This window comes from Marinobacter sp. BW6, assembly GCF_008107725.1.
GTDB lineage: Bacteria > Pseudomonadota > Gammaproteobacteria > Pseudomonadales > Oleiphilaceae > Marinobacter.
This window is the reverse complement of sequence record NZ_VIRN01000064.1, coordinates 59,111-80,391: the sequence shown is the minus strand read 5'-3', so window position 1 is coordinate 80,391 and position 21,281 is coordinate 59,111. Positions and strand designations below refer to the sequence as shown.

The 21,281-nt window shown below is 57.8% G+C and carries 23 protein-coding genes; 15 read left to right on the top strand and 8 right to left on the bottom strand.

The features are described from left to right. Window positions 1-20 precede the first annotated feature (20 nt). The gene (yghU, locus tag FMN52_RS09045) at window positions 21-893 is read left to right on the top strand and encodes a glutathione-dependent disulfide-bond oxidoreductase (protein ID WP_148608334.1); all 873 of its coding nucleotides are present in this window, start codon (window positions 21-23) and stop codon (window positions 891-893) included. Continuing rightward, a complete protein-coding gene (locus FMN52_RS09040) occupies window positions 890-1,450 on the top strand; it encodes a TIGR00730 family Rossman fold protein (RefSeq protein WP_148608333.1) in 561 nt (186 codons plus the stop codon). The genes yghU and FMN52_RS09040 overlap by 4 nt, the downstream gene beginning before the upstream one ends. 27 nt (window positions 1,451-1,477) lie before the next feature. Here the strand turns inward: FMN52_RS09040 and FMN52_RS19855 are convergent, their stop codons facing one another. The 3 genes from FMN52_RS19855 to FMN52_RS09030 all read right to left on the bottom strand — a co-directional run bounded on the left by FMN52_RS19855 (window position 1,478) and on the right by FMN52_RS09030 (window position 2,841). Beyond that, on the bottom strand, window positions 1,478-1,654 hold the full coding sequence (locus FMN52_RS19855) for a hypothetical protein (protein ID WP_162851864.1): 177 nt from the start codon (window positions 1,652-1,654) through the stop codon (window positions 1,478-1,480). Between the two features lie 101 nt (window positions 1,655-1,755). Further along, on the bottom strand, window positions 1,756-2,499 hold the full coding sequence (locus tag FMN52_RS09035) for a methyltransferase domain-containing protein (protein WP_148609711.1): 744 nt from the start codon (window positions 2,497-2,499) through the stop codon (window positions 1,756-1,758). 9 nt (window positions 2,500-2,508) lie between these two features. Continuing rightward, entirely contained in the window at window positions 2,509-2,841 is a 333-nt protein-coding gene (locus FMN52_RS09030) for an ankyrin repeat domain-containing protein (RefSeq protein ID WP_148608332.1), read from the bottom strand. A 113-nt stretch (window positions 2,842-2,954) separates the two neighbouring features. Here FMN52_RS09030 and FMN52_RS09025 point away from each other — a divergent pair, with 113 nt between their 5' ends. The 3 genes from FMN52_RS09025 to FMN52_RS09015 all read left to right on the top strand — a co-directional run bounded on the left by FMN52_RS09025 (window position 2,955) and on the right by FMN52_RS09015 (window position 5,371). Beyond that, on the top strand, window positions 2,955-3,578 hold the full coding sequence (locus FMN52_RS09025) for a YbhB/YbcL family Raf kinase inhibitor-like protein (RefSeq protein ID WP_148608331.1): 624 nt from the start codon (window positions 2,955-2,957) through the stop codon (window positions 3,576-3,578). A gap of 172 nt (window positions 3,579-3,750) precedes the next feature. Beyond that, the gene (locus FMN52_RS09020; RefSeq protein WP_148608330.1) at window positions 3,751-4,602 is read left to right on the top strand and encodes a UDP-2,3-diacylglucosamine diphosphatase; all 852 of its coding nucleotides are present in this window, start codon (window positions 3,751-3,753) and stop codon (window positions 4,600-4,602) included. Window positions 4,603-4,678: 76 nt separating this feature from the next. Beyond that, window positions 4,679-5,371: a TVP38/TMEM64 family protein gene (locus FMN52_RS09015; protein WP_148608329.1), complete on the top strand. Its 693-nt coding sequence runs from the start codon at window positions 4,679-4,681 to the stop codon at window positions 5,369-5,371. 16 nt (window positions 5,372-5,387) lie between these two features. Here the strand turns inward: FMN52_RS09015 and FMN52_RS09010 are convergent, their stop codons facing one another. Beyond that, window positions 5,388-6,560, bottom strand: a complete 1,173-nt coding sequence (locus FMN52_RS09010; RefSeq protein ID WP_148608328.1) for an ADP-ribosylglycohydrolase family protein — start codon at window positions 6,558-6,560, stop codon at window positions 5,388-5,390. 377 nt (window positions 6,561-6,937) lie between these two features. Here FMN52_RS09010 and FMN52_RS09005 point away from each other — a divergent pair, with 377 nt between their 5' ends. Together FMN52_RS09005 and FMN52_RS09000 are read left to right on the top strand one after the other, a co-directional pair. Next, window positions 6,938-7,774, top strand: a complete 837-nt coding sequence (locus FMN52_RS09005; RefSeq protein ID WP_240339440.1) for a cytochrome-c peroxidase — start codon at window positions 6,938-6,940, stop codon at window positions 7,772-7,774. Between the two features lie 104 nt (window positions 7,775-7,878). Next, complete coding sequence (locus FMN52_RS09000; RefSeq protein ID WP_148608327.1) at window positions 7,879-8,577, top strand: hypothetical protein; 699 nt, start codon at window positions 7,879-7,881, stop codon at window positions 8,575-8,577. A gap of 6 nt (window positions 8,578-8,583) precedes the next feature. Here FMN52_RS09000 and FMN52_RS08995 read toward each other — a convergent pair whose 3' ends face one another. Together FMN52_RS08995 and FMN52_RS08990 are read right to left on the bottom strand one after the other, a co-directional pair. Beyond that, window positions 8,584-8,850: a zf-HC2 domain-containing protein gene (locus FMN52_RS08995; protein WP_148608326.1), complete on the bottom strand. Its 267-nt coding sequence runs from the start codon at window positions 8,848-8,850 to the stop codon at window positions 8,584-8,586. Continuing rightward, window positions 8,844-9,461 carry an RNA polymerase sigma factor gene (locus tag FMN52_RS08990; protein ID WP_148608325.1) on the bottom strand — a complete coding sequence of 206 codons (618 nt, stop codon included), beginning with the start codon at window positions 9,459-9,461 and terminating at the stop codon, window positions 8,844-8,846. Before FMN52_RS08990 ends, FMN52_RS08995 begins: the two co-directional genes overlap by 7 nt. Before the next feature lie 258 nt (window positions 9,462-9,719). Here FMN52_RS08990 and FMN52_RS08985 point away from each other — a divergent pair, with 258 nt between their 5' ends. The 8 genes from FMN52_RS08985 to FMN52_RS08945 all read left to right on the top strand — a co-directional run bounded on the left by FMN52_RS08985 (window position 9,720) and on the right by FMN52_RS08945 (window position 20,451). Continuing rightward, window positions 9,720-11,909, top strand: a complete 2,190-nt coding sequence (locus FMN52_RS08985; RefSeq protein WP_148608324.1) for a bifunctional TVP38/TMEM64 family protein/FAD-dependent oxidoreductase — start codon at window positions 9,720-9,722, stop codon at window positions 11,907-11,909. Further along, complete coding sequence (locus FMN52_RS08980; RefSeq protein WP_148608323.1) at window positions 11,896-12,867, top strand: radical SAM protein; 972 nt, start codon at window positions 11,896-11,898, stop codon at window positions 12,865-12,867. Before FMN52_RS08985 ends, FMN52_RS08980 begins: the two co-directional genes overlap by 14 nt. A 454-nt stretch (window positions 12,868-13,321) precedes the next feature. Beyond that, the gene (locus tag FMN52_RS08970) at window positions 13,322-14,725 is read left to right on the top strand and encodes a sodium:solute symporter (RefSeq protein ID WP_148608321.1); all 1,404 of its coding nucleotides are present in this window, start codon (window positions 13,322-13,324) and stop codon (window positions 14,723-14,725) included. 4 nt (window positions 14,726-14,729) lie between these two features. Beyond that, on the top strand, window positions 14,730-15,680 hold the full coding sequence (locus tag FMN52_RS08965; protein WP_148608320.1) for a hypothetical protein: 951 nt from the start codon (window positions 14,730-14,732) through the stop codon (window positions 15,678-15,680). Window positions 15,681-15,829: 149 nt separating this feature from the next. Next, window positions 15,830-16,345, top strand: coding sequence for a diaminobutyrate acetyltransferase (gene ectA / locus FMN52_RS08960; protein ID WP_014578976.1), 516 nt, complete (start codon window positions 15,830-15,832; stop codon window positions 16,343-16,345). A gap of 207 nt (window positions 16,346-16,552) precedes the next feature. Further along, entirely contained in the window at window positions 16,553-17,821 is a 1,269-nt protein-coding gene (gene ectB / locus FMN52_RS08955) for a diaminobutyrate--2-oxoglutarate transaminase (protein WP_148608319.1), read from the top strand. Between the two features lie 50 nt (window positions 17,822-17,871). Next, a complete protein-coding gene (locus tag FMN52_RS08950) occupies window positions 17,872-19,314 on the top strand; it encodes an aspartate kinase (RefSeq protein ID WP_148608318.1) in 1,443 nt (480 codons plus the stop codon). 138 nt (window positions 19,315-19,452) lie between these two features. Then, the gene (locus FMN52_RS08945) at window positions 19,453-20,451 is read left to right on the top strand and encodes a sigma-70 family RNA polymerase sigma factor (RefSeq protein ID WP_148608317.1); all 999 of its coding nucleotides are present in this window, start codon (window positions 19,453-19,455) and stop codon (window positions 20,449-20,451) included. Window positions 20,452-20,483: 32 nt separating this feature from the next. Here FMN52_RS08945 and FMN52_RS08940 read toward each other — a convergent pair whose 3' ends face one another. Continuing rightward, window positions 20,484-20,942, bottom strand: a complete 459-nt coding sequence (locus FMN52_RS08940; protein WP_148608316.1) for a DUF3429 domain-containing protein — start codon at window positions 20,940-20,942, stop codon at window positions 20,484-20,486. Further along, window positions 20,939-21,244, bottom strand: a complete 306-nt coding sequence (locus FMN52_RS08935; RefSeq protein WP_148608315.1) for a DUF6482 family protein — start codon at window positions 21,242-21,244, stop codon at window positions 20,939-20,941. The genes FMN52_RS08940 and FMN52_RS08935 overlap by 4 nt, the downstream gene beginning before the upstream one ends. Window positions 21,245-21,281 lie beyond the last annotated feature (37 nt).

Below are 21,281 nucleotides of genomic sequence, written 5' to 3'. Positions count from 1 at the left end.
ACTTTGTGAGGAGAAATGCCATGACCGACGCTACCTACACGCCACCCAAAGTCTGGAAATGGGACTCCGAGAGCGGAGGTCGGTTTGCCAGTATCAACCGTCCCATCGCTGGCCCGACCCATGACAAAGAGCTGCCGGTCGGGAAGCATCCTCTGCAGCTTTATTCGCTGGCGACGCCCAATGGCGTAAAGGTCACCGTGATGCTGGAGGAGCTACTGGAGCTCGGTATTGAAGGGGCCGAATACGATGCCTGGCTTATCAAGATTACCGACGGCGACCAGTTTGGCAGCGGCTTTGTGGAGGTGAACCCCAACTCCAAGATTCCTGCCATGATGGACCACAGTGTCAGCCCCTCCATCCGCCTGTTCGAGTCCGGGTCGATCCTGCTCTACCTGGCGGAAAAATTCGGGGCTTTCCTGCCCAAGGACACCGCAGGGCGTGCCGAAACGATGAACTGGCTGTTCTGGCAGATGGGCAGTGCGCCCATGCTCGGTGGCGGCTTCGGGCATTTTTACGCCTACGCGCCGGAATACTACGAGTACCCGATCAACCGTTACACCATGGAGGTCAAGCGTCAGCTGGATGTGCTCGACCGTCAGCTGGCCAATAACCGGTACATCGCCGGCGATGAATACACCATTGCCGATATGGCCATCTGGCCCTGGTACGGCGCCCTGGTGAAAAACAAGGTGTACGATGCGGCCGAGTTCCTTGAAGCCCACACTTACACCAACGTCATCCGCTGGACGGATGAGATTGCCCAGCGCCCCGCGGTCAGGCGTGGCCGCATGGTTAACCGAGCCTGGGGTGAACCGAGCAGCCAGCTGCACGAGCGCCATGATGCCAGCGATTTCGAGACCCAGACCCAGGACAAGATCGGGGACGGTGAATGAAGGTCGCGGTCTATTGTGGCTCCCGGTCCGGCAACGATTCGCTTTACGCGGACAAGGCCCGGGAGCTGGGTGATTATTTCGGTCGCAATGGTATTGAGCTGGTGTTTGGCGGCGGCCATGTCGGCCTGATGGGTGTCGTGGCAGATGCGGTATTGGCCGCTGGCGGTCGGGTTCACGGGGTCATACCCGAGCATCTGCGGAACCGGGAGCTGGCCCACTCTGGCTTGACCGAGCTGCACGTGGTCAAAAACATGCACGAGCGCAAGGCTTTGATGGCGGATCTGGCCGACGGTTTTGTCGCGCTGCCGGGCGGCATTGGCACCCTGGAAGAGTTGTTCGAGGCCTGGACCTGGGGGCAGTTGGGGCTGCACCACAAGCCCTGCGCCATCTACAACGTCAACGGGTTTTTCGATCCGTTGCTGGCGATGGCGGAGAACATGGAGCGGGCCGGGTTTCTTCAGCAGCAGTACATCGACATGTTGATCAGGGCCGACCAGCCGGACGTTCTGCACCGGGCCTTCCGTGGCTATCAAAGCCCCGGGGAAAAGTGGACCTGAACGACCAGGGCTCGGCGCAGTCGGGCCTTAATCCGCTTTTTCCTTGGCCTTCTGAATCGCTTCCAGCTTCTCGTGCAGCAGGGCTTCGAGTTTGATCAGCTGCTCACGGTTTTTCTCATTGGGCCGATTGGTGTAGAGATCGACGTAGGTCTTGGTGACCTCGCTCAGCACCGGATGAAGCTTTTTGTAGTCTTCCTCGCTCATGGTCAATACTCCTCTGACAAGCAGTGGTTTCCATACCAATAACTATGGATCATCCCCCGCAATCATCAAGGACGCAGATCAACTCTTTGGCGGTTTTCCCCTTACTCCATGCGGCTGACTTTCGTCATCAGGCGACGCCAGTCTATTGGTAGTCGGTTCTCCATTTCCGCCAACACCGGGTCTTTGGGGTGTACGGACTGGAAGTGCCGTTTGCTGGCATAAACCACCGTGTTGTTGCTTTTGCTTCGGAAGCCTAAAAGCACAGCAAAATGCCTCTTGAGTCTTCGGAAGTAGGGGCCCTCGACGTCCGGTGTTCGGTGGTAGTTCAACACCAGCCAGCCGTCATCGCTCAAGGCCCTGGCACATTCATCCACGAATTGCTTCTGGGCCTGAGCCGGGCTCATCCTGTCGGCGTTGTAGAGGTCGGCAAGAATCATATCCGTGCTCGCGTCTGCCAGCTTTCCCAGGGCATCCCTGGCATCGGCAATGGTGACCTCAAGGCGCTCACTGTCCGGCAGATCAAAAAACTCCCTTGCGGTGTCCAGTACAGCCTGACGCAGCTCAACAGCATGAATCCGGCATTCTGGATACAGATGGTGGAATGCGCCGGCCATGACACCGCCGCCCAGACCCAGAATGGTGACATGGCGGGGATTGGCAAAAACCGCCGGCAGCATCATGGCCCGGTTGTACTCGTGCACCGGCAGATAGGGATAGCGACGGTCGATCTTGCTCTGCTCGAACACCGAATTGAAGGTGAGCACCCGGTGTTTGCGGTAGTCGATCACGAGGATGCTGCCCAGGGCATCCCGGGTGTGATGAATGATCTCGCCCTTGTTGAACATCATGCCGGCTTACCGGCTGTGTTCGTCGAACAGGCACCGTACGCTGTCGGTTTTTGCCAGGGAAACTGCGGTATTGCCGTTGCTGTCCTGAGCGTCGCGATCAGCGCCTTTTTCGAGCAGCAGGCGCACGGTTTCCGGGTGGCCGTGTTTGCTGGCCAGCATCAGCAGGGTTTCGCCCTCGCTGGTGCGCATGTTGACCGGGACGCCGGCATCAAGCATCACGCTGAGAGGGCCGGCGCCACCGTTGCGGGCCAGTTCGAAAATACCCTGGGCGAAGGCGACCGCATCCTCGTCTTTCTGGTTCGCAGGCTGTTGCGGCTTGCCGGGCTTCTGTTGGCTCATCGGGGCTCCGTGGTCAGTTCAATCGGTTTTGTGTTAAAAACGTATTATCACAGAATGAGACTGTCCCAGACACAGTCAATGAGCCAAAGGCCAAAACGACAGGAGGCAACGCCGTGAAACTACAGGTTGAAGGCATCGAAGAAGGCCAGCCGATTCCCGAGAAATTCGCGTTCGGAGTTTACAGCGAAGACGATCACATGAGCTTCGGCCCGAACCGGAACCCCGAAACAGTCTGGGAGGATGTGCCCGAGGGCACCAAGAGCTTCGTGGTGATGATGTTCGATCCGGACGTTCCCAGCGTTGCCGATGACGTCAATCAGGAAGGCAAGACTGTCTCGAAAGACATCCCACGGGTCGATTTTTTTCACTGGCTGCTGGTGGATGTGCCGGCCGGTACCAGCCGGATCCCGGAAGGCGAGGACAGCGATGGCGTGATCCCCAAGGGCAAGGAGCCGGGTCCCGGCCCCATCGGTATCCGCGGGGTGAACAACTACACCCAGTTCCTGGCGGGGAATCCCGACATGAGTGGCACCTACGCCGGATACGATGGTCCTTGTCCGCCCTGGAACGATGAAATTATCCATCACTACCACTTCGAGGTGCACGCGCTGGATGTGGATACGCTGGCTCTCGATGGCGAGTTCGACGGCAACGATGTGCGCGAGGCCATGGCAGGGCATGTGCTGGCCAGTGCTCGTGTAACTGCCACTTATACCCTGAATCCCGACCTGCGCTAGCGGGCCATATACCACCGGAGCAACGGTGTTCCGGTAACCCGGCGGGTTACCGGACGGTTCGCCTGCCCGCCCCATCCTCATCGTCACAGAACTGTCTCACCCTTGTCACTTGCTCGTCACCGGCTCTTGCCAAGGTACCAGTGTCCGGACTGGTTGAATGACGGGAGACGACATGAGGAGTTACCGGAGCGTTTTCATTTCCGACGTACACCTTGGCACGGCAGACTGCCAGGCTGAATACCTGCTGGACTTCCTGAGCCACGTCCGCTGCGAAACCCTCTATCTGGTGGGCGACATTATCGACCTGATCGCGATGCAGCGGCGGGTGCACTTTCCCGATTCCCATCAGGCCGTCATCCACAAACTCATTGAGCTGGCGGCCAGCGGAACCCGAGTGGTTTACGTGCCCGGCAATCACGACGATTTCCTGCGCCGGTTCTGCGGCCAGACCATCGCTGGCGTTGAGCTTCGATACAAAGCCGTTCACACCACCGCCGATGGCCGCCGCTTCATGGTTTGCCATGGCGACCAGTTTGATCAGGTGGTGCGTTGCAGCCCGCTGATGCTTCTGGTCGGCGACCGTGCCCACGGCATGCTGCTGCGCCTGAACCGCTGGTTCAACGCCTGGCGCCGGCTCAAGGGCAAGCCCTACTGGTCGCTGGCGGCCTGGGTGAAGAGCCGAATCGGCAAGGCACGCACCTTCATCCGCCGGTTCGAGCTGGCAGCCCTGACTGTCGCGGAAAAGGGCAACTACGACGGCTTTATCTGCGGCCACATCCACTCTGCCGGCTTCCTGCGCAGCGAAGAAGGACTTTACTGCAACGACGGTGACTGGGTGGAGCACTGCACGGCCCTGGTGGAGCAGGAGAACGGCAAACTGGAGCTGCTGCACTGGTCAGAATCGCCGATAGTGCTGGCAAAAGAGCCGGATGCCCCGAACCCGGATGTGTGCGGCGATGCCCGGCCGGTGATCGACACCCTGCCAACGGCCTTTGTGGAGCAGGTTAACCGACTGGCCAGCTGAGCCTTTCGGGTTCCTGAGGCAATTGCGGACAACGGCTATCGCTTCCTGTTTCCGGGATAGCGGGTAGAATGGCCATATGACCCGTTCGCAGTTGGTTTTCCGTCTCTCATTTCTGGCTATTGTCGCGCTGCTGATGGCGGCGATCTGGTTGCTGCTGCGGCAATTGGGTATGCCGGCCAGCTTTGCGCCGTCGGTGCTGTCCGACTGGTTCGCCAACCAGGGCACCTTGGGCCCTGTGTTGTTGATGCTCCTGATGATTCTGGCCGTGGTGGTCGGGCCGATACCCACTTTGCCGATCAGTGCGGCGTCCGGCCTGGTGTACGGCATGTTCAGCGGTACAGCGATTGCGGTAATCGGTGCTCTGGCCGGCTCGCTCATTGCGTTCTATCTGGCCCGGGTGCTCGGGCGCGAGGCTGTTCAGAAAAAGCTTGAAAACAACCCGGTATTCTCGGCCCGTGGTTCGCAGCGGTTCCTGTTCATCGCGGTATTCCTGACCCGTCTCATTCCCTTGTTTTCCTTTGCCCTGATCAGCTATGCCGCCGGTGTGACGGCCATACATCTCTGGCGTTACGCCCTGGCCACCATGCTTGGCATGTTGCCCATGACCTTCGTGTTTGCCGGTCTGGGTCATACCTTCGAACTCAATCCCACCCTGACCGTTTTGGCGGCCGCTACAGTGCTGTTGGTGATGAGCACACTGCCCCTGTACCTGCGGCGGCGCCCGCATTCCCGGCTGTCCCGTTGGCTGCATCTGGATGGGCGGGTTTGAGTTTTACAGTGAATGCCTAGCTGACTAGCAACGATTCGATATCCTCATATCGGGACGCAGCATTGGTAACCTTCGCGAGCCAGCTCAGGGGAATGCCTGTTTCACCGCCAACGCCATGAATAGCCGCCATGGCAGGGCCAATGATCCAGGCGCGGCCGCAGGAGTCGCCGCCACAATGAATATTGGCGCGAATGGCCTCCGTGTAGCTCCCGGCATGGTTGAGAATGTGAAAAATCACCGGCATGGCCTCATGCAGGTAGCAGGTTCGGCCAAAGGTGTCGCCGGCACCAACGCCGTTCAGTTCTGAGCCCGCGCGGGCACGGTTCAGGGATTCCTGATCCGGCGCCTCGGTGATGGCAGCATCCATGGCTCCAGAAAGGCCTTCTCCCTGGAAGAGCCGATCCAGAAGCAATGCTGCGCATTTCGCCCAGGCTACGGCATCGTCGTTGTTATTCGTGACCCGGACGGCCGCCTCCGTGACTTCCATAAGATCGCTACTCCCACAGAAGCAGGCAACCAGTGGTGGCAGTTTCGAAACCGCTGGCAGTTGCATATCGTCTGCCCCACTTTCCCGCACCAGATAGCGGTCGATGGTTTCTGCCAGATGGACACCGGCCTCCTGCACTTTGGCTTCTTTGTAGGTCAGGTTGATGGCCTCGCGAACCGGTTGAGCGAGTTGGTCGCCACTCAGCCGGCGGGTATAGGGCATTACTTTTTGCACCAGCACCCGCTTTTGTTTTTCGGTCAGTCCGGCGGGCATGGTGTCCTGTGCCTGCTTGACTGCTTCGCGCTCATTGGCGTTGAAGTTTTCAAGGGTAATGCGCGTGGGATTGTCGATAAATCCCCGCCACTGCCCGCCCGGGCCAAAAAAGGCACGAAACCGGCGTTGATAATCCCGAACATCCAGTGCGGCGTTGTTAGCTAATAAACTGTCCGTCAGAACGCCCGTTGCGGCGCCATAGTGACTCACATCGCCAACGTGCTTACCTTCATGGGCAAAGTAGCCAAACCCCTTCGTATAATAGTCCGCCCTTGGCGGCAGAAATTCTGGTGTCTGGCCGCCAACCTCTGCGATGCGCTCGCTGTTGTAGAGCCAGTGCAAACCCAGGCTCGCCGCGTCCGCGACCCAGCCTCCTGCCAGGGCAGCAGTTATGGCAGCTTTTCTTTCGTGCGGGATTTTGCAGGCCATCGGGGATCCTCAATGTCGGATTTGAATGTATTGCTGAAGCATAAATCTTCTTTCCGCTATATGAATTACGTTGTAACAACGCTTTGGTTCCCGTGTCAGTGTGAGTGAGGTCTTTATTTCGTCCATCGTGTTTCGTGTTGTTCGCCTCTGCATCGTTGGTCGGGTTGTAAACCCCTTGGGTGGAGCTGGGCTCCACCCTTTTTTATGCCTGAAAGAAACGTGGCCCACCCGATTCAGGTTTGCCAGAAAAACTCTGTTCATTTCCTGAATAGGTGTAATAGTTCAGAAACTCATGTGTCTCCTGTCTGACCGCTCATCGCAGCGATCACGGGCTTCCAAAGCCCGCCTCAAAAACTCTGTGAACAGGGAGAGAGACCATGTCCACGATACATCCGTTGAGAAAAGCGATTCGCACATCGTATGAACATCGACGCACGACCTGGTGGTCTGCCGCACTGGTGACCGCCATGCTTGGAGCCGGAGGTATGGCTTCGGCTGCCTGCGGTCCCTGTTCTCCTTGCAAGAATCAGTGTAAGGCAGGACAACAGTGCAAGGCTGGCTGTAAAGCCGGGTGCAATCCCTGCGCCGCAAAAAACCCGTGTGCAACGAAAAACCCCTGTGCGTCGAAGAATCCGTGCGCAACCAAAGGCTGCAACCCGTGCGCGGCCACCGGCAAGTGCGGGGCAAAGCCCAATCCCTGCGCCGCCAAAAAGGTTACCCGGCCAGCGGCTTACCAGCCCTACGAGGGCAATCCCTGCAAGCTCATGGCGCTCGGGAAGAAGCTGTTTAACGACACGTCCCTGAGTAGCAATGGGTTGTCTTGCGCGACCTGCCATAACGATGGTGCGGGTTACAACGCAACCTTTACCAACGCCTACCCACATTCGGTGGCGATGGCCAGAAACATCTTTGGCATGGAGTCAGTGCATCTGGATGAGATGGTTCAGATCTGCATGGTGCGACCCATGGCTGCCGAACCTCTGGACTGGGGCGGCGAGCAGCTTGCGGCGTTAACGACCTACATGGCCAATATCCAGACGCAGCTTTCCGCCAACCCCTGTGCCTTGAAAGGGGGCAAATGTGGTGCTTGCGGCCCGTGCGCTGGTAAGAACCCCTGCGCGACGAAAAATCCGGGCGCTACCAGAAATCCCTGTGCCGCGAAGAATCCCTGCTCGGCCAGTAGTGGTAAGCGAAGGGCAGATGTCGCTGCGTGATCAGTTGAAGGATTGGATCGCGCGGCTTCGGGGGTCTTCCGGAGTCGCGCGGTAAGGAGCAAAAAACTATGCAAGAGCTTCATGTTACGAGGCCGGGAAGCCTCATGGAAAAGCAGTTATCAGACAGTCTCGCGGCCATCCACGAGATCAGGGAGTGCTACCGGGTGCTGAAAAAAGGCGGGCTGAATGTGGTCGGTGAGGTTCTCAAGGGGCAGGGTCCTTTCTATGAGATGGAGCATTACCCGAAGGACGATGTGTACGATCAGGAAACGGCGTCCCAGTATTATTACCACGCTCACCGGGAGGACCACGCCGAGCATGGTCATTTCCATTTGTTCCTGCGCAACGGGGCCTTACCCGAGGAGGCAAAACCACTCATGGGCCCGATTGCAGAGGATCGGGTGGCACACTTGATTGCCATATCCATGGATGCGTGGGGATATCCCACGGATCTTTTTACCGTAAACCGCTGGGTAACGGATGAGAGCTGGCTGCCTGCCGAGGTGGTCGCGGGCGCGCTGGATCGGTTTGCCATTGACCATGCTCAACCAAGTTGGCCTGTTAACCGTTGGCTGACAGCCATGGTGCGTTGCTTTCGGCCCCAGATCGAAGCGCTCCTTTACCATCGTGACGAGGTTATCAATCAGCGGCGGGTGCTAGGCCTGAAGGCGGTGCTTGAAGATCGTTCGCTGGAGATTATTGGAACTGTACCTGTTGATGTGGAAAGCTGGGCGGTTGAACTGGAAGCGGAGCAGAGGAAACGCCAAGACTGCTATCGGCGGCTTTCAGTCACAGGACACTGAGCTCAATTAGTCCGGGTCCTGGTTTGTGGGGTCTTGAGACCCTTCTTTCAGCGCCAGGGCTACTCGTTCGTCAATCTTGCGGATAAGCTCCTCATCTGCCTGGCCAGAGGAATGTGCGTTTAACATGTCGGTGCTTGCCCGCAGATTGCCAATAAAGGTCCGGCAGTCCTTGCACATCATCAGGTGCATTTTCACAGACATGTTCTCGAGAACCGGGAGTTCGCCATCAATGTAATCGCTGGCAATAACCGCGAGATCCTTGCACATCAGCATTCGCCGGTCTCCTGGAAGTTCTCAACCATCAGAAAGATTTTTTGTCGGGCGCGGTGCAAGAGCACCCGGAGATTAGAGGCACTGACATCCAGAATGTTACAGACATCGTCGGATTTGTGCTGGTGAGCTTCGTACAGCATCAGGGCCGAGCGCTGGGTTTCCGGCAGGGCGGATAGGTGTTTGTCCAGGCAATCGCTGAGGGCGCCGTTTTCCATCAGGGTATCGGCAGAATCATGAAACTGCAGTTTGGGCGGCAGATCCCATCGGCCTTTGGCGTTAAACCGGTCAGCCAGTTCGGGCTCCAGGGCTTCGGAGAAATCGGTGGAGACCTCTCTCCTGGCCGAACGCAGTCTGTTCTTACAGCGGTTGGCAACGATCCGGTGCAGCCAGGTCTTCAGGCCGGATCGACCTTCGAACTTCTGGATGGCATCGATGACCGTCACCCAGCAATCCTGAACGATTTCCTCGGAGCTGGAATGGTCAAGATAAAACCTGGCTACGGCGAGCATCCCCGAGGTGTAGGTGCGCACAGCCTCCTGATAGGACTGATCGTTTCGGGCTTTCAGGCCTTCAATCAGCGCCTGTTCCTTCTGGAGAGCTGAATCGGTCATTGCTATTCCCTTTAATGAGCAATTGTTCAAGAATAGCAGTAAGTACCTGGAGCCGCCAAAAAGTTCCCGGCGGCCTCCTGATCAGGAAGCACGTAACCGAATTGTTAGATATTCATGAGCAATCGTTGACACAATGCCGGCCTGAATGACGTACAACAGCAATATCGCGCCCAAATGTGAAGCTTGCCGGGCTCATGTAACACTTACCCGATGGGTGTGTCATTACGGCCATACGTTCAAGGTAGAAAGGACTAGTTCATGACATTCAAAAAATGGATCCTGATCGCGGTGATCGCGGTTGTCATCATCGGATTTATCGCCAGCGGAGGGAGCGAGCTTCTCACCCTGGAAAACCTCAAGGCCCATCAGCAGGATCTGGGCGACTGGATTGGCGAGAACTTGTTGATTGCTGTGCTTGGTTTCGTGGTGCTTTATGTCCTGGTCACGGCACTATCCCTACCCGGAGCCACGATCATGACCCTGGCCGGGGGCGCCTTCTTCGGGAATTTGTATGGTCTTGCCGCGGTATCGGTTGCCTCCACGGTTGGTGCTTCGCTGGCATTTCTGGTCGCCCGATTCCTGATGCGGGATACATTGCGCAAACGCTACGCTGAGACTGTGGCCAAAATGGACCGCGGTATCAAAAAGGACGGCGCGTTCTACCTGGCAACCCTGCGACTGGTGCCGGTATTCCCCTTCTTCCTGATCAACCTGGCCATGGGCCTCACGGCCATGAAATTGCGCACCTATGCCCTGGTTAGCTGGGTTGCGATGCTACCGGGCACGTTCGTCTATGTGAACGCCGGCACCCAGCTGGGCCAGATCCAGTCTACCGGCGACATTGTTTCGGCCGATCTGCTGCTGTCCTTTGCCCTGCTGGGTCTGTTCCCGCTGATCGCCAAGTTCGTGGTGGGCTTTATTCGCCGCCGTAAAGTGTATGCCGGCTGGCAGAAACCTGAGCATTTCGACTACAACCTGCTCGTCATTGGCGGTGGCTCCGCCGGTCTGGTCTCGGCCTATATTGCTGCAGCAGTGAAAGCCAAGGTAGCTCTTATAGAGAAGCACAAGATGGGTGGCGATTGCCTGAATACCGGCTGCGTTCCCTCAAAAGCTCTTATCCGCAGTGCCAAGGCCGCCGATACCCTGCGCCATGCCAACCGGTACGGGCTGGAGTCGGTTCCGGTGAAAGGCTCGTTCAAGAACATCATGAACCGGGTCAAGGATGTTATCGCCAAAGTGGAGCCCCACGACTCCCCGGAGCGTTACCGCAAGCTGGGTGTCGACTGCATTGCCGGTGAGGCCAGCTTTGTGTCCCCCTGGGAACTGGAAGTCCGACACAACGATGGCCGCACCGAGCGCCTTACCGCCCGCAGCATCATTGTTGCCACGGGTGGCAAGCCGGCGGTACCCCCGATTCCTGGCCTGGAAGACATGCAGCCGCTGACTTCCGATAACCTTTGGGAATTACAGGATCAGCCGGAACGTCTGCTGGTGCTGGGCGGTGGTCCGATTGGTTCCGAACTGGCCCATGCCTTTGCCCGGCTCGGCAGCAAGGTGACCCAGGTGGAGATGGGCGATCGCCTGCTGGCCAAGGAGGATGCGGATGTCTCCGAACTGGTTCTGAAGCAGTTCCAGGCGGACGGTGTAGATGTCCGGTTGAAACATTCCGCAGCAGAGTTCCGTATAGAGGAAGGCGAGAAGGTTGCCTACTGCGAGCACGAGGGTGAGCGGGTTCGCATTCCCTTTGATGAGGTTGTCGTGGCGGTTGGCCGCAGGGCCAAAACCGCAGGCCTGAATCTGGAGCGGATTGGCGTGGACACTCTGCCGAACGGAACCGTGCCGGTGGAAGAAGATATGAGCCTGCGCTATCCCAATGTGTTTGCCTGCGGCGATGTGGCCGGCCCTTATCAGTTCACCCATGCGGCGGCGCACCAGGCCTGGTATGCGGCCGTGAACGGCCTGTTTGGTCAGTTCAAGCGCTTCAAGGTGGATTACCGGGTAATGCCCTGGGTGACCTTTACCTCGCCAGAAGTGGCACGAGTGGGGCTGAGTGAAGCCGAGGCCAAGGCGCAGGGCGTGGCCTACGAGATCACCCGCTACGGTCTGGACGACCTGGACCGAGCCATTGCCGAGAGTGAGGATCATGGCTTTATCAAGGTGCTGACCCCGCCGGGCAAGGACAAGATTCTGGGCGCCGTGGTAGTTGGCAGCCACGCCGGGGAAATCCTGGCCGAGTTCACCCTGGCCATGAAGCATGGCCTGGGCCTGAACAAGATCCTGGGTACCATCCACCCGTATCCGACCTGGAACGAGTCAGCCAAGTACGCTGCCGGTGAATGGAAACGGGCCCATGCGCCTGAAGGCATCCTGAAACTGCTGGAGAAGCTCCATGGCTGGCGCCGTGGGAAAAACACGAATACACCGAGGAGCATCTATGCCCCTGATTGAAACCAGACCGGCCCGCAGTACCCGTATTCCGGCCGTGGAAGTCCTGGAGCCCCGGGCCCGTGATAGCTGGACCCACACCCGCAACGGTGACCCACGGGGTTACATCGACGCGGACAAATTGAAAGAGCTGTGGATCCACACCGGCACTGCATGCAACCTGGCCTGCCCTTTTTGCCTGGAAGGTTCCCATCCCGGCGATGGCCGGATTCCGGGCATGAAGCTCAGTGACGTGAAGCCGTTTATCCACGAAGCCATCGACATGGGCGTGGAGCAGTTTTCCTTCACCGGTGGTGAGCCCTTCGTAATCCGCGACTTCGTCAATATCCTGGATTACGCCAGCCAGCACCGGCCCTGTTTCGTGCTCACCAATGCCACCGAGCCGCTGCTCAAGCGCCGGCACCAGGTGCTGCCATTGCTGGACAACCCCTATCCGATCCACTTCCGGGTCAGCCTGGATTTCCCCGACCGCGCCCGGCACGACAAGGATCGCGGTGACGGTAGCTTCGATCAGGCCCTGGAGGGCATCCACTGGCTGATCGAACAGGGCTTCAAGGTATCCATTGCCCGCCAGACCGATCCGGAAGAAATTCCGTCGGACGTTGAGGCGGCCTTCCGAGACATCTTCAGGGAATGGAATATTCCGGAGGACCTGGCGTTTACCGCGTTTCCGGATCTGGGTACCCCCGGCTCGGAAGACGGCAGCCCGGAGATTACCGAGACCTGTATGGAGAAATATCCGACCCAAGAGGCTCGCTCCCATTTCATGTGCACGTATACGCGGATGCTGGTGAAAAAGGGCGATGAGGTTCGGGTGTATGCCTGCACGCTGGTGGATGATGATCCGCACTACGACCTCGGCGGTACGCTGGCCGAGAGCATGGATGAGCGGATTATGTTGCGGCATCACCGGTGTTTTTCCTGTTACCGCTTCGGGGCTAGTTGTTCGGCGCCTGCCTAGGCTTGGGCATTGTCGATTGCAGGACTGATAGCTGGGAGTTGGCGGCCTGGGAGGTGAGGATAATTTCTCCTTGGAAAAACAACTCGCTTCGCTCAGACATCTTTTTCCGGCGGATAAATTATCCTCACCACCCAGACCGCGGTTACGGCTCTGCTATTCGGTTGCCGAGTGGGAAAGAAATACAGAATCAGAAAAGTGATCACGCGAGCTAAGGGGATGGCTGATCGCTAACTCCTTCGCCGGGGAAGCCAAAACCTAGGTTGGACAAGGGGCAGGCCGGTAGGGCGTTCAAAAAATGTGGAGCGCCATGGACGGCGCGACCAAGCCCCCCATGGATGGGTTCACGGGCGTTTTTTTGAACGCCCTACCGGCCTGCCCCGAAAAGCACCAAACCAGAAACCCCGGGAAAAGCCCCGGAACAAAGCACAAAGCTTAAAGAACAAGGAACGAGAACATGAACTTCACAGAGGCCTCCCTGTTCTGGGGATTTCTGCTGGTGTACGGCGTGGTGATGTACTGGCTGTCGCCCAAGAGCAAGAACGCGAATTCGTTCTATAAGGGCGCGGACGACCAGGGTAACCCGGTGGGGCAGTGGTCGCTGACGGCGAGTATTTTTATCAGCTGGATCTTTGCCAAGTCGGTGACCAATGCGGCGAACCTGGGTGCGGCTTATGGTGTGGTGGGCGGTCTGGCTTATGCCAGTTACTGGCTGTCGATTCCGGTGGCGGGGTATGTGATCTATCTGATCCGGACCCAGACCGGGGCCCGGAGCTTGCAGGATTTTCTGACGTCGCGGTTCGGACGGTTGGCGAGTCTGGCGTTTGCGGCCGCGATTTTGATCCGGCTTTATAACGAGGTCTGGAGTAACACCGCGGTGGTTGGCGGTTATTTCGGGTTGCCCGGTGAGTGGGAATATTACGCGGCGGCGATGCTGTTTACGGTGTTTACCCTGGCCTACAGCCTGAAGGGCGGGCTGCGGTCGTCGATCTTCACCGATGTCATTCAGGCGTTCGTGTTTGTGTTCTTTGTGGGTGCCGTGCTGTTCCTCATTATTCCCGCCAACGATACCAGCGCCCTGCTGACCAATGGCGAGTTCCGGCTCAATGCCGGCTTTGATCTCTTGCTGGTGGCTTTGCTGCAGCTGTTCAGCTATCCGTTCCACGATCCGGTGCTGACCGACCGGGGCTTTGTGAACAAGGAAAAGACCATGCTCAGGAGCTTTGTGGTCGCCGGGCTTCTGGGCTTTGTGGCGGTGTTCATCTTCAGTCTGGTGGGTGTTCATGCCCGGCTTAACGGCATTGAGGCCATGGGCAATGCGCCTGCTGCAGTGGGCCAGTCTCTGGGCCTGGCAGCGTTGTTCTTTATGAGCGTGGTAATGATGACCTCGGCGGGTTCCACCCTGGATTCCACCTTCACGTCGCTGGCCAAGTCGCTGGCGGTGGATCTGCCCCGGTTGGCGCAACGTGCCTCTGACAAGCTACCGAGCATGCGGGTGGGTGCGATTGTGATGGTGATCTTTGCCTTCCTGGGCAACCTGCCGATGTTCGCCGGCACCGATATCCTCAAGGCAACTACCATCTCCGGGACGATGGTCATGGGGCTGGCGCCGGTGTTCCTGTTCTATGGTTTCACCAAGTGGTCGCCCTGGAGTTTCCATCTGAGTTTCTGGACTGGCCTGGGGCTCGGGCTCTTGCTTGCGGTTGGGCTGATTCCCTCTAGCTGGGCCATTGGCGATGGCAAATACGCTATGTTGCTGGGCGTGAACGCCTACGGCTTCCTTATTTGTACGGCTGGCTTCTTTACGCCTCTGTTGCTTCGTCGTCTTGCCGGACGGTCACTGGCGGCGGGGGAGGCTTGAGCCGATGAGCGAAGGTCGCAGCTGTCCGTTGGCGTACCGGTACTCTGCCGAATCGCTTTGCCAGGATCCCCGCACGGTCTCTGAGGATGTGCTGTATATCATTGGAGGGCTTTACGGGAATCCCTGGGCGCTGGATGAAATCGAGCAGATGGCATTGGCGGAAGAGCGGCAGGGGCATCGGGTGAAGCTGGTGTTCAATGGTGACTTCAACTGGTTCAACGCCAGCGATAGCCTGTTCCGAACCATCAATAACCGGGTGTTGGATCACACGGTCAGTCTCGGGAATGTGGATTTCGAGCTGGCGAATCCCAGTGCCGGTGCCGGGTGTGGTTGCGCCTACCCGGATTTTGTCGATCAGGGGGTGGTTGAACGGTCTAACCGGATCATGGAGCGATTGCAGGGTGTGGCCTCGGAGCATCCGGATATTCAGCGCCGGCTTTCTTTGTTGCCCCGCTACCGGTGCTTGATCTTTGGAGGCCTAAAGGTTTTGGTGGTGCATGGGGATCTGGAGTCCCTGGCCGGATGGGGATTGGCTCACGAAGCTTTTGTTGAGGGTAACGATGGCAAACTCTCGGAATGGTTCCTGGCGTCGGGGGCCGATGTGATTGCCTCAACCCACACGTGCCTGCCGGTGCTCTGGTCGGGGCTGGTAGGTGAGCAGAGTCGGGTAGTGGTGAACAATGGCTCCGCAGGTATGGGGAATCTGCAATCAGACCCGCGTGGACTGATCACCCGAATTGGCCTTTCCAGCCCCGTCATTGAGCCTGTTGCCGGAATTGAGCGCCAGGGTCTGCATGTCTCTCTGCTGCCGGTATCCTTCCCCCTTGAGGCCTGGCTGCCGGAGTTTGACCGGTTATGGCCGGCCGGCTCGCCTGCCGCCATCTCCTATCGGAACCGGATTCTGGCTGGCACCTCTCTGAGTGCCGATGATGTGGTTTTCCCTTCACTAATTTAACCATTCTGTCACTGGCGAATGCTTCAATCCGGTCTATTCTGAAAGAGTGAGCTGGAGCCTTGCCGTAGGCGGGTTTTGAGCTGTACTTGAAATATATTTTGTGGTCTATATAATTCAACACTAACTTTTTGCCACGAATTGATCTCGTTATGACATCAGAAGGATCGAATACCACCGCCATCACGCTTCGCACACCGGTGAAGGATGATGGCTTCAGGCTCCACCAGCTGGTGGCAGAGTGCCCGCCGCTGGACCCCAACTCGATTTACTGCAACCTGTTGCAGTGCAGCCACTTTGCCGAAACCGGCGTGGCCGCGGAGAAGGACGGCGATCTGGTCGGCTTTATCTCCGGATACATCCCTCCCCAACAGCCCGAAACCGTGTTTGTCTGGCAGGTGGCCGTTCACGAGAAAGGTCGTGGACAGGGTCTCGCCAAGCGGATGCTGAAAGAAATCGTTGGTCGTGATGCGTGCAAGAACGTCACCCACATGGAGACGACCATCACCGAGGACAACGAGGCCTCATGGGCGCTGTTCCGTTCGTTCGCCCGTGATATGGGAGCCGAGCTTACCTACCACGAGCATTTCGAGAAAGAGACCCACTTTGGCGGCAAGCATGATTCCGAGTTCTTGCTGCGCATAGGGCCTTTCACGAAGCCAGCCTGAGGGCCGCGGTCCTGGATCAGCCCGGCAACAAGATTGCGGGGCTGTGAACGACTGTAAAGCTGTGATTTGAATTAGCCGGCGGACCACTGAGGTAGGTCTGTCACAGGGCTTTAATCAACGCACGGTAGGCCTATCGCTACCCCATCAGCAGTTTTTGATAAGCCACCGCGCATCTACCTCGAACCTGACATGCTAAGAGGCAAGACGATGGAAATTTTCAAGTCGACTGAATCCGAAGTACGTGTATACAGCCGTGCGTTTCCGGTTATCTTCAACCGTGCCAAAAACGCGCACCTTTACACCGAAGATGGCAAGGAATACCTGGATTTTCTCGCCGGCGCCGGGTCCCTGAACTACGGCCACAACAACGACACCCTGAAGAAGGCTTTGCTTGAGTACATCGAAGCAGACGGCGTGAGCCAGGGCCTGGATATGTTTACCACGGCCAAGCACGACTTCATGGAATCCTACAAGAAGCACATTCTGGATCCCCGTGGTCTGGACTACAAAATGCAGTTCACCGGTCCGACCGGCACCAACTGTGTGGAAGCGGCTCTGAAGCTGGCCCGTAAGGTAAAAGGCCGCAGCGGCATTATCTCCTTCACCAACGGTTTCCACGGCGTGACCATGGGGGCGGTTGCCACCACGGGTAACAAGCACCATCGCGGCGGTGTTGGCACCCCGCTGGGCAATGTCGACTTCATGTTCTATGACGGCTACCTGGGCGACGATGTCGACACCCTGGCGATCATGGATAAACTGCTGAGCGACGGCTCCTCGGGTTTCGAACTGCCGGCTGCAGTGATCGTTGAGGCAGTTCAGGGCGAGGGTGGTCTGAACGCCTGTCGCGCGGAGTGGTTGAAGGGTCTGTCCGAGCTGTGCAAGAAGCACGACATTTTGCTGATTCTGGACGATATCCAGGCGGGCAATGGCCGTACCGGTGAGTTCTTCAGCTTTGAATTCGCTGGTATCAAACCGGACATCGTGACCGTGTCCAAGTCCCTCAGTGGCTATGGCCTGCCGATGGCTCTGGTGCTGTTCAAGCCGGAACTGGACGTGTGGGATCCGGGCGAGCACAACGGTACTTTCCGCGGTAACAACATGGCGTTCATTACTGCGCGGACTGCTGTGGAGACCTACTGGAAAGACGATGCTTTCGCCAATGAGGTGAAGGCCAAGACCAAGGTGCTGGGCGATGCCCTGCAGTCGATTTGCGACAAGTACCCTGGTCAGTTCAAAATGAAGGGGCGCGGTTTGATGCGTGGTATTGAAGCAACCCACGCGGATGTCACAGGCCCGATTACCAAACGTGCCTTCGAGCACGGCCTGATCATCGAGACCAGTGGTCCGAATGATGAAGTCATCAAGTGCCTGATGCCGCTGACGACCAGCGAGGAAGACCTGAAGAAAGGGGCTGCCCTGCTGGCGAAAAGTGTGGACGAAATCATGCAGGAAGGGCTTAGCGAGGCGTCGTAAGGCGCCCGCACCTCCGAACATTCATGCTGCAGGATAGCAAAGGCAAAACTATGACCAGCCAACAACATACCGTTGAAAAAATCGGCGGTACGTCGATGAGTAACTACGAGGCCGTCCGAGATAACATCATCATCGGTAATCGAAAGAAGGACGACCTGTATCAGCGTATTTTCGTGGTCTCTGCCTATGGTGGTGTGACCAACGAGCTGCTTGAACACAAGAAAACCGGTGAGCCGGGCGTCTACGCCCTGTTCGCCGATGCGGAGTCAGACTGGGCCTGGGGTGACGACCTCACCAAACTGGTCAAGTTCCTGACCGACATCAACGGCGAGTTGTTCGAGGATCCGATGCTCAAGCAGCAGGCGGATCAGTTCATCACCGACCGTATCGAGGGCGTTCGGGGCTGCCTGATCGACCTGCAGCGCCTGTGCTCCTACGGCCAGTTCCAGCTGGAAGAACACCTGCTGACGGTGCGTGAAATGCTGGCTGGTATCGGTGAGGCCCACAGCGCGTTTAACACGGCCCTGAAGCTTCAGCAGGAAGGGATCAATGCTCGCTTTGTGGATCTGACCGGCTGGCGCGATAACGAACTGTTGCCGCTGGACGAAAAGCTCAAGCAGGCCTTCGATGCCGTGGATCTCACTCGTGAACTGCCGATCGTGACCGGTTACGCCCAGTGCAAGGAAGGCCTGATGCGAACCTTCGACCGGGGCTATAGCGAGATGACCTTCAGCCGGGTGGCGGTGATTACCGAAGCCCGGGAGGCGATTATCCACAAGGAATACCACCTGAGCTCTGCCGATCCCAACATTGTTGGCGCAGACAAGGTTGTTCCTCTGGGCCGCACCAATTACGACGTGGCAGACCAGCTGGCCAACCTGGGTATGGAAGCGATTCATCCCCGTGCCGGTAAGGGTATGCGCCAGAACGAGATTCCTCTGAGGGTGATGAACACCTTTGAACCGGAGCACACCGGTACCCTGATCACCGGCGATTACGTCAGTGAGAAGCCCCAGGTTGAGATCATTGCGGGCGCCAAAGGCGTTTTTGCCGTGGAAGTGTTCGATCAGGACATGCAGGGCGAGCCGGGTTCCGACCGTCGCATTCTGGATGTGCTGAGCCGGTTCAAGGTTCGGTTCATGTCCAAGGACACCAACGCCAACACCATCACCCATTACGTGGGCAGCACCCTGAAACACGTCAAACGCGTGGTCAAGGCGCTGAAGGATGAGTTCCCCAACGCTGAAATCAACACCCGCAAGGTGGCCGTGGTTTCTGCAATCGGCAGCGATATGAAGGTTCCCGGCATTCTTGCCCGCTCCGTCAAGGCACTGGCGGACGAGGAGATCAGCATTCTGGCACTGCACCAGTGCATGCGTCAGGTGGACATCCAGTTTGTGGTGGATGAGGACGACTACGAGAAGACGATCGTTGCTCTGCACGGTGTGCTGATCGAGCCCCACAACCACGAGTACGCCATTGTTGCAGCCTGAGCCGCTGTAGTCTCGAAAGCACTACCCACAGGCCGACCACTCGGGTCGCCTGTGGGTTTTTACCTACCCTCCCCCGGTAAATCCATCAGCTTCTGCACGTCGTATCCTCTGGTGTAAATTCTGACCGGTACCTTAGCCATGCGAACGACCGAAAGGCTGGGACCGTCTCCGACAACGCCCAACGATGGTGAAAGGGATTCCCTGGTCGGGCTGTACTTCAGGGATGCGTCCCGGTATGAACTGCTGACAGATGAGGCCGAACGCCGCCTCTCCCGCAAACTGACACTTTGTTATCGCATCATCAGTACCGAACTGGCTCTGCCGGAGGATACTCCGCAGACGTTCCGGGAAGTGATCGGTAGCCTTGGGGATGCTTGTGCGTTTTCCTCGCGATGTCGCCGGGCTTTCCATCTGGCGACCGCCTGTCGTCGCAAGCTGATTCAGAGCAACCTGCGCCTGGCGGTGCACATCGCCCGTCGTTACGGCCAGCATGGCATTCCCATGTCGGATCTTATTCAGGACGCGAACGTCGGCCTGATAAAGGCCGTTGAGAGGTTTGATCCGACCAAGGGCTTCCGATTCTCCACGTACGCCTACTGGTGGATCAGTGAGGAGGTCAAGCGTTGTCTGCAGCGAGGGACACGTCTGGTGCACACACCGGAGAACGTGGTGGACGAAATCCGTCAGCTGCACAAAGTGTCTCTGAGGATGCACCAGAATCTGGGTCGAACGCCTTCCCAGACCGAGCTGGCACGTGAGATGGAAGCCAGTCCCTCCAGGATTGGCGAGCTCAGGGCGTTGGCGACCAGAGAGCTGTCCACGGACGTTCCGCTAGTGGAAGATGGTTCAGTGACCCTGGGTGACAGTCTGGACGCCGGTGATCAGATGGCGCCGGACCACCCGATGTCGGACAGGGATCGCCGGCGAACGCTTAAATCCATGCTCAGCGAGCTGAGCGATCGGGAGAAGGACATCTTGTCACGGCGTTACGGTCTGGGATTGCCGGAACCGGAAACCCTGCAGGTGATCTCTGATGATCTTGGTATCAGTCGAGAGCGGGTACGACAGATCGAAAAAACCGCGTTGAGGAAATTGCAGAGCCGCTTTGAAACTCCCGAAGATGCCTTTGGAGCCTGATAATCCATCAGGCTCACCCCTCCCTTAAACGATCAGTGTGCCGCGTGGAGAAGGAAGAACCACGCGGCCGCGGTCAGCTGGCAGACCAGTACCACTGAAGTAAGAAGCAGTCGAAGTCTTAAATACCAGGCGGGCCAGTAGACCCGCATCCAGCGTGCGTCCACCAGGTAGAGTGCGAGGTAGGCGCTGGTATAGAGCAAAATCTGGCCGGTGACAGGCAGAAGGAGGCCGATGCCGGCGGCCACAAAAAACACCTGGCTGAGTAACATGGTAACCAGGGGCGACAACGGATAGCAGCAGTTGTCCAACTGCATGGCGATAGGCCAGTAGACGCCGGCCATGAACGCCAGGATACCGGCGCTGTACAGATAGAAGTAACCAAGCAGTGCCACGCTGTACTGTGGCATGAAAAACAGCCCCGCCAGAAGGCCGATAAACGGTATCAGACCTGCGATGCCGACGAGGATGGCGAGTCTTGCTACTGCGATCACGGTTTCTGCCTCTGTACCCTGATGCGCATGGGTTCAATGTCCGCAGGTTCCATACCGACCATTTCATGGTAGGCGGAGGGGTGTACCACCTGGGTTTCCCGGATATCGAAGGATGCCAGGGTATCCTGTATCTGCCAGGCGCTCCGGAACAGGCTGGTGGTACCATTCTTTTCGGAAAGCAGCAGGGGTTGATCATCCATGCTCAGGCGGGCCATGTAATGCTGGCCCTCGAGCGACAGGATCTCAAGCAGGTCGATAACCGGACTCTGCATACTTCTGAGTTGGTCGAGGGTGATTCGCACAGTAAAGCTCCGGGGTTTGTAACACCTCAGATCTTAC

Bases quoted from the DNA above. Each gene is read 5' to 3' on its own strand.
- yghU (WP_148608334.1), top strand. From the start codon at position 21: ATGACCGACGCTACCTACACGCCACCCAAAGTCTGGAAATGGGACTCC.
- FMN52_RS09040 (WP_148608333.1), top strand. From the start codon at position 890: ATGAAGGTCGCGGTCTATTGTGGCTCCCGGTCCGGCAACGATTCGCTT.
- FMN52_RS19855 (WP_162851864.1), bottom strand. From the start codon at position 1,654: ATGAGCGAGGAAGACTACAAAAAGCTTCATCCGGTGCTGAGCGAGGTC.
- FMN52_RS09035 (WP_148609711.1), bottom strand. From the start codon at position 2,499: ATGTTCAACAAGGGCGAGATCATTCATCACACCCGGGATGCCCTGGGC.
- FMN52_RS09030 (WP_148608332.1), bottom strand. From the start codon at position 2,841: ATGAGCCAACAGAAGCCCGGCAAGCCGCAACAGCCTGCGAACCAGAAA.
- FMN52_RS09020 (WP_148608330.1), top strand. From the start codon at position 3,751: ATGAGGAGTTACCGGAGCGTTTTCATTTCCGACGTACACCTTGGCACG.
- FMN52_RS09015 (WP_148608329.1), top strand. From the start codon at position 4,679: ATGACCCGTTCGCAGTTGGTTTTCCGTCTCTCATTTCTGGCTATTGTC.
- FMN52_RS09010 (WP_148608328.1), bottom strand. From the start codon at position 6,560: ATGGCCTGCAAAATCCCGCACGAAAGAAAAGCTGCCATAACTGCTGCC.
- FMN52_RS09005 (WP_240339440.1), top strand. From the start codon at position 6,938: ATGTCCACGATACATCCGTTGAGAAAAGCGATTCGCACATCGTATGAA.
- FMN52_RS09000 (WP_148608327.1), top strand. From the start codon at position 7,879: ATGGAAAAGCAGTTATCAGACAGTCTCGCGGCCATCCACGAGATCAGG.
- FMN52_RS08995 (WP_148608326.1), bottom strand. From the start codon at position 8,850: ATGCTGATGTGCAAGGATCTCGCGGTTATTGCCAGCGATTACATTGAT.
- FMN52_RS08990 (WP_148608325.1), bottom strand. From the start codon at position 9,461: ATGACCGATTCAGCTCTCCAGAAGGAACAGGCGCTGATTGAAGGCCTG.
- FMN52_RS08985 (WP_148608324.1), top strand. From the start codon at position 9,720: ATGACATTCAAAAAATGGATCCTGATCGCGGTGATCGCGGTTGTCATC.
- FMN52_RS08980 (WP_148608323.1), top strand. From the start codon at position 11,896: ATGCCCCTGATTGAAACCAGACCGGCCCGCAGTACCCGTATTCCGGCC.
- FMN52_RS08970 (WP_148608321.1), top strand. From the start codon at position 13,322: ATGAACTTCACAGAGGCCTCCCTGTTCTGGGGATTTCTGCTGGTGTAC.
- FMN52_RS08965 (WP_148608320.1), top strand. From the start codon at position 14,730: ATGAGCGAAGGTCGCAGCTGTCCGTTGGCGTACCGGTACTCTGCCGAA.
- ectA (WP_014578976.1), top strand. From the start codon at position 15,830: ATGACATCAGAAGGATCGAATACCACCGCCATCACGCTTCGCACACCG.
- ectB (WP_148608319.1), top strand. From the start codon at position 16,553: ATGGAAATTTTCAAGTCGACTGAATCCGAAGTACGTGTATACAGCCGT.
- FMN52_RS08950 (WP_148608318.1), top strand. From the start codon at position 17,872: ATGACCAGCCAACAACATACCGTTGAAAAAATCGGCGGTACGTCGATG.
- FMN52_RS08945 (WP_148608317.1), top strand. From the start codon at position 19,453: ATGCGAACGACCGAAAGGCTGGGACCGTCTCCGACAACGCCCAACGAT.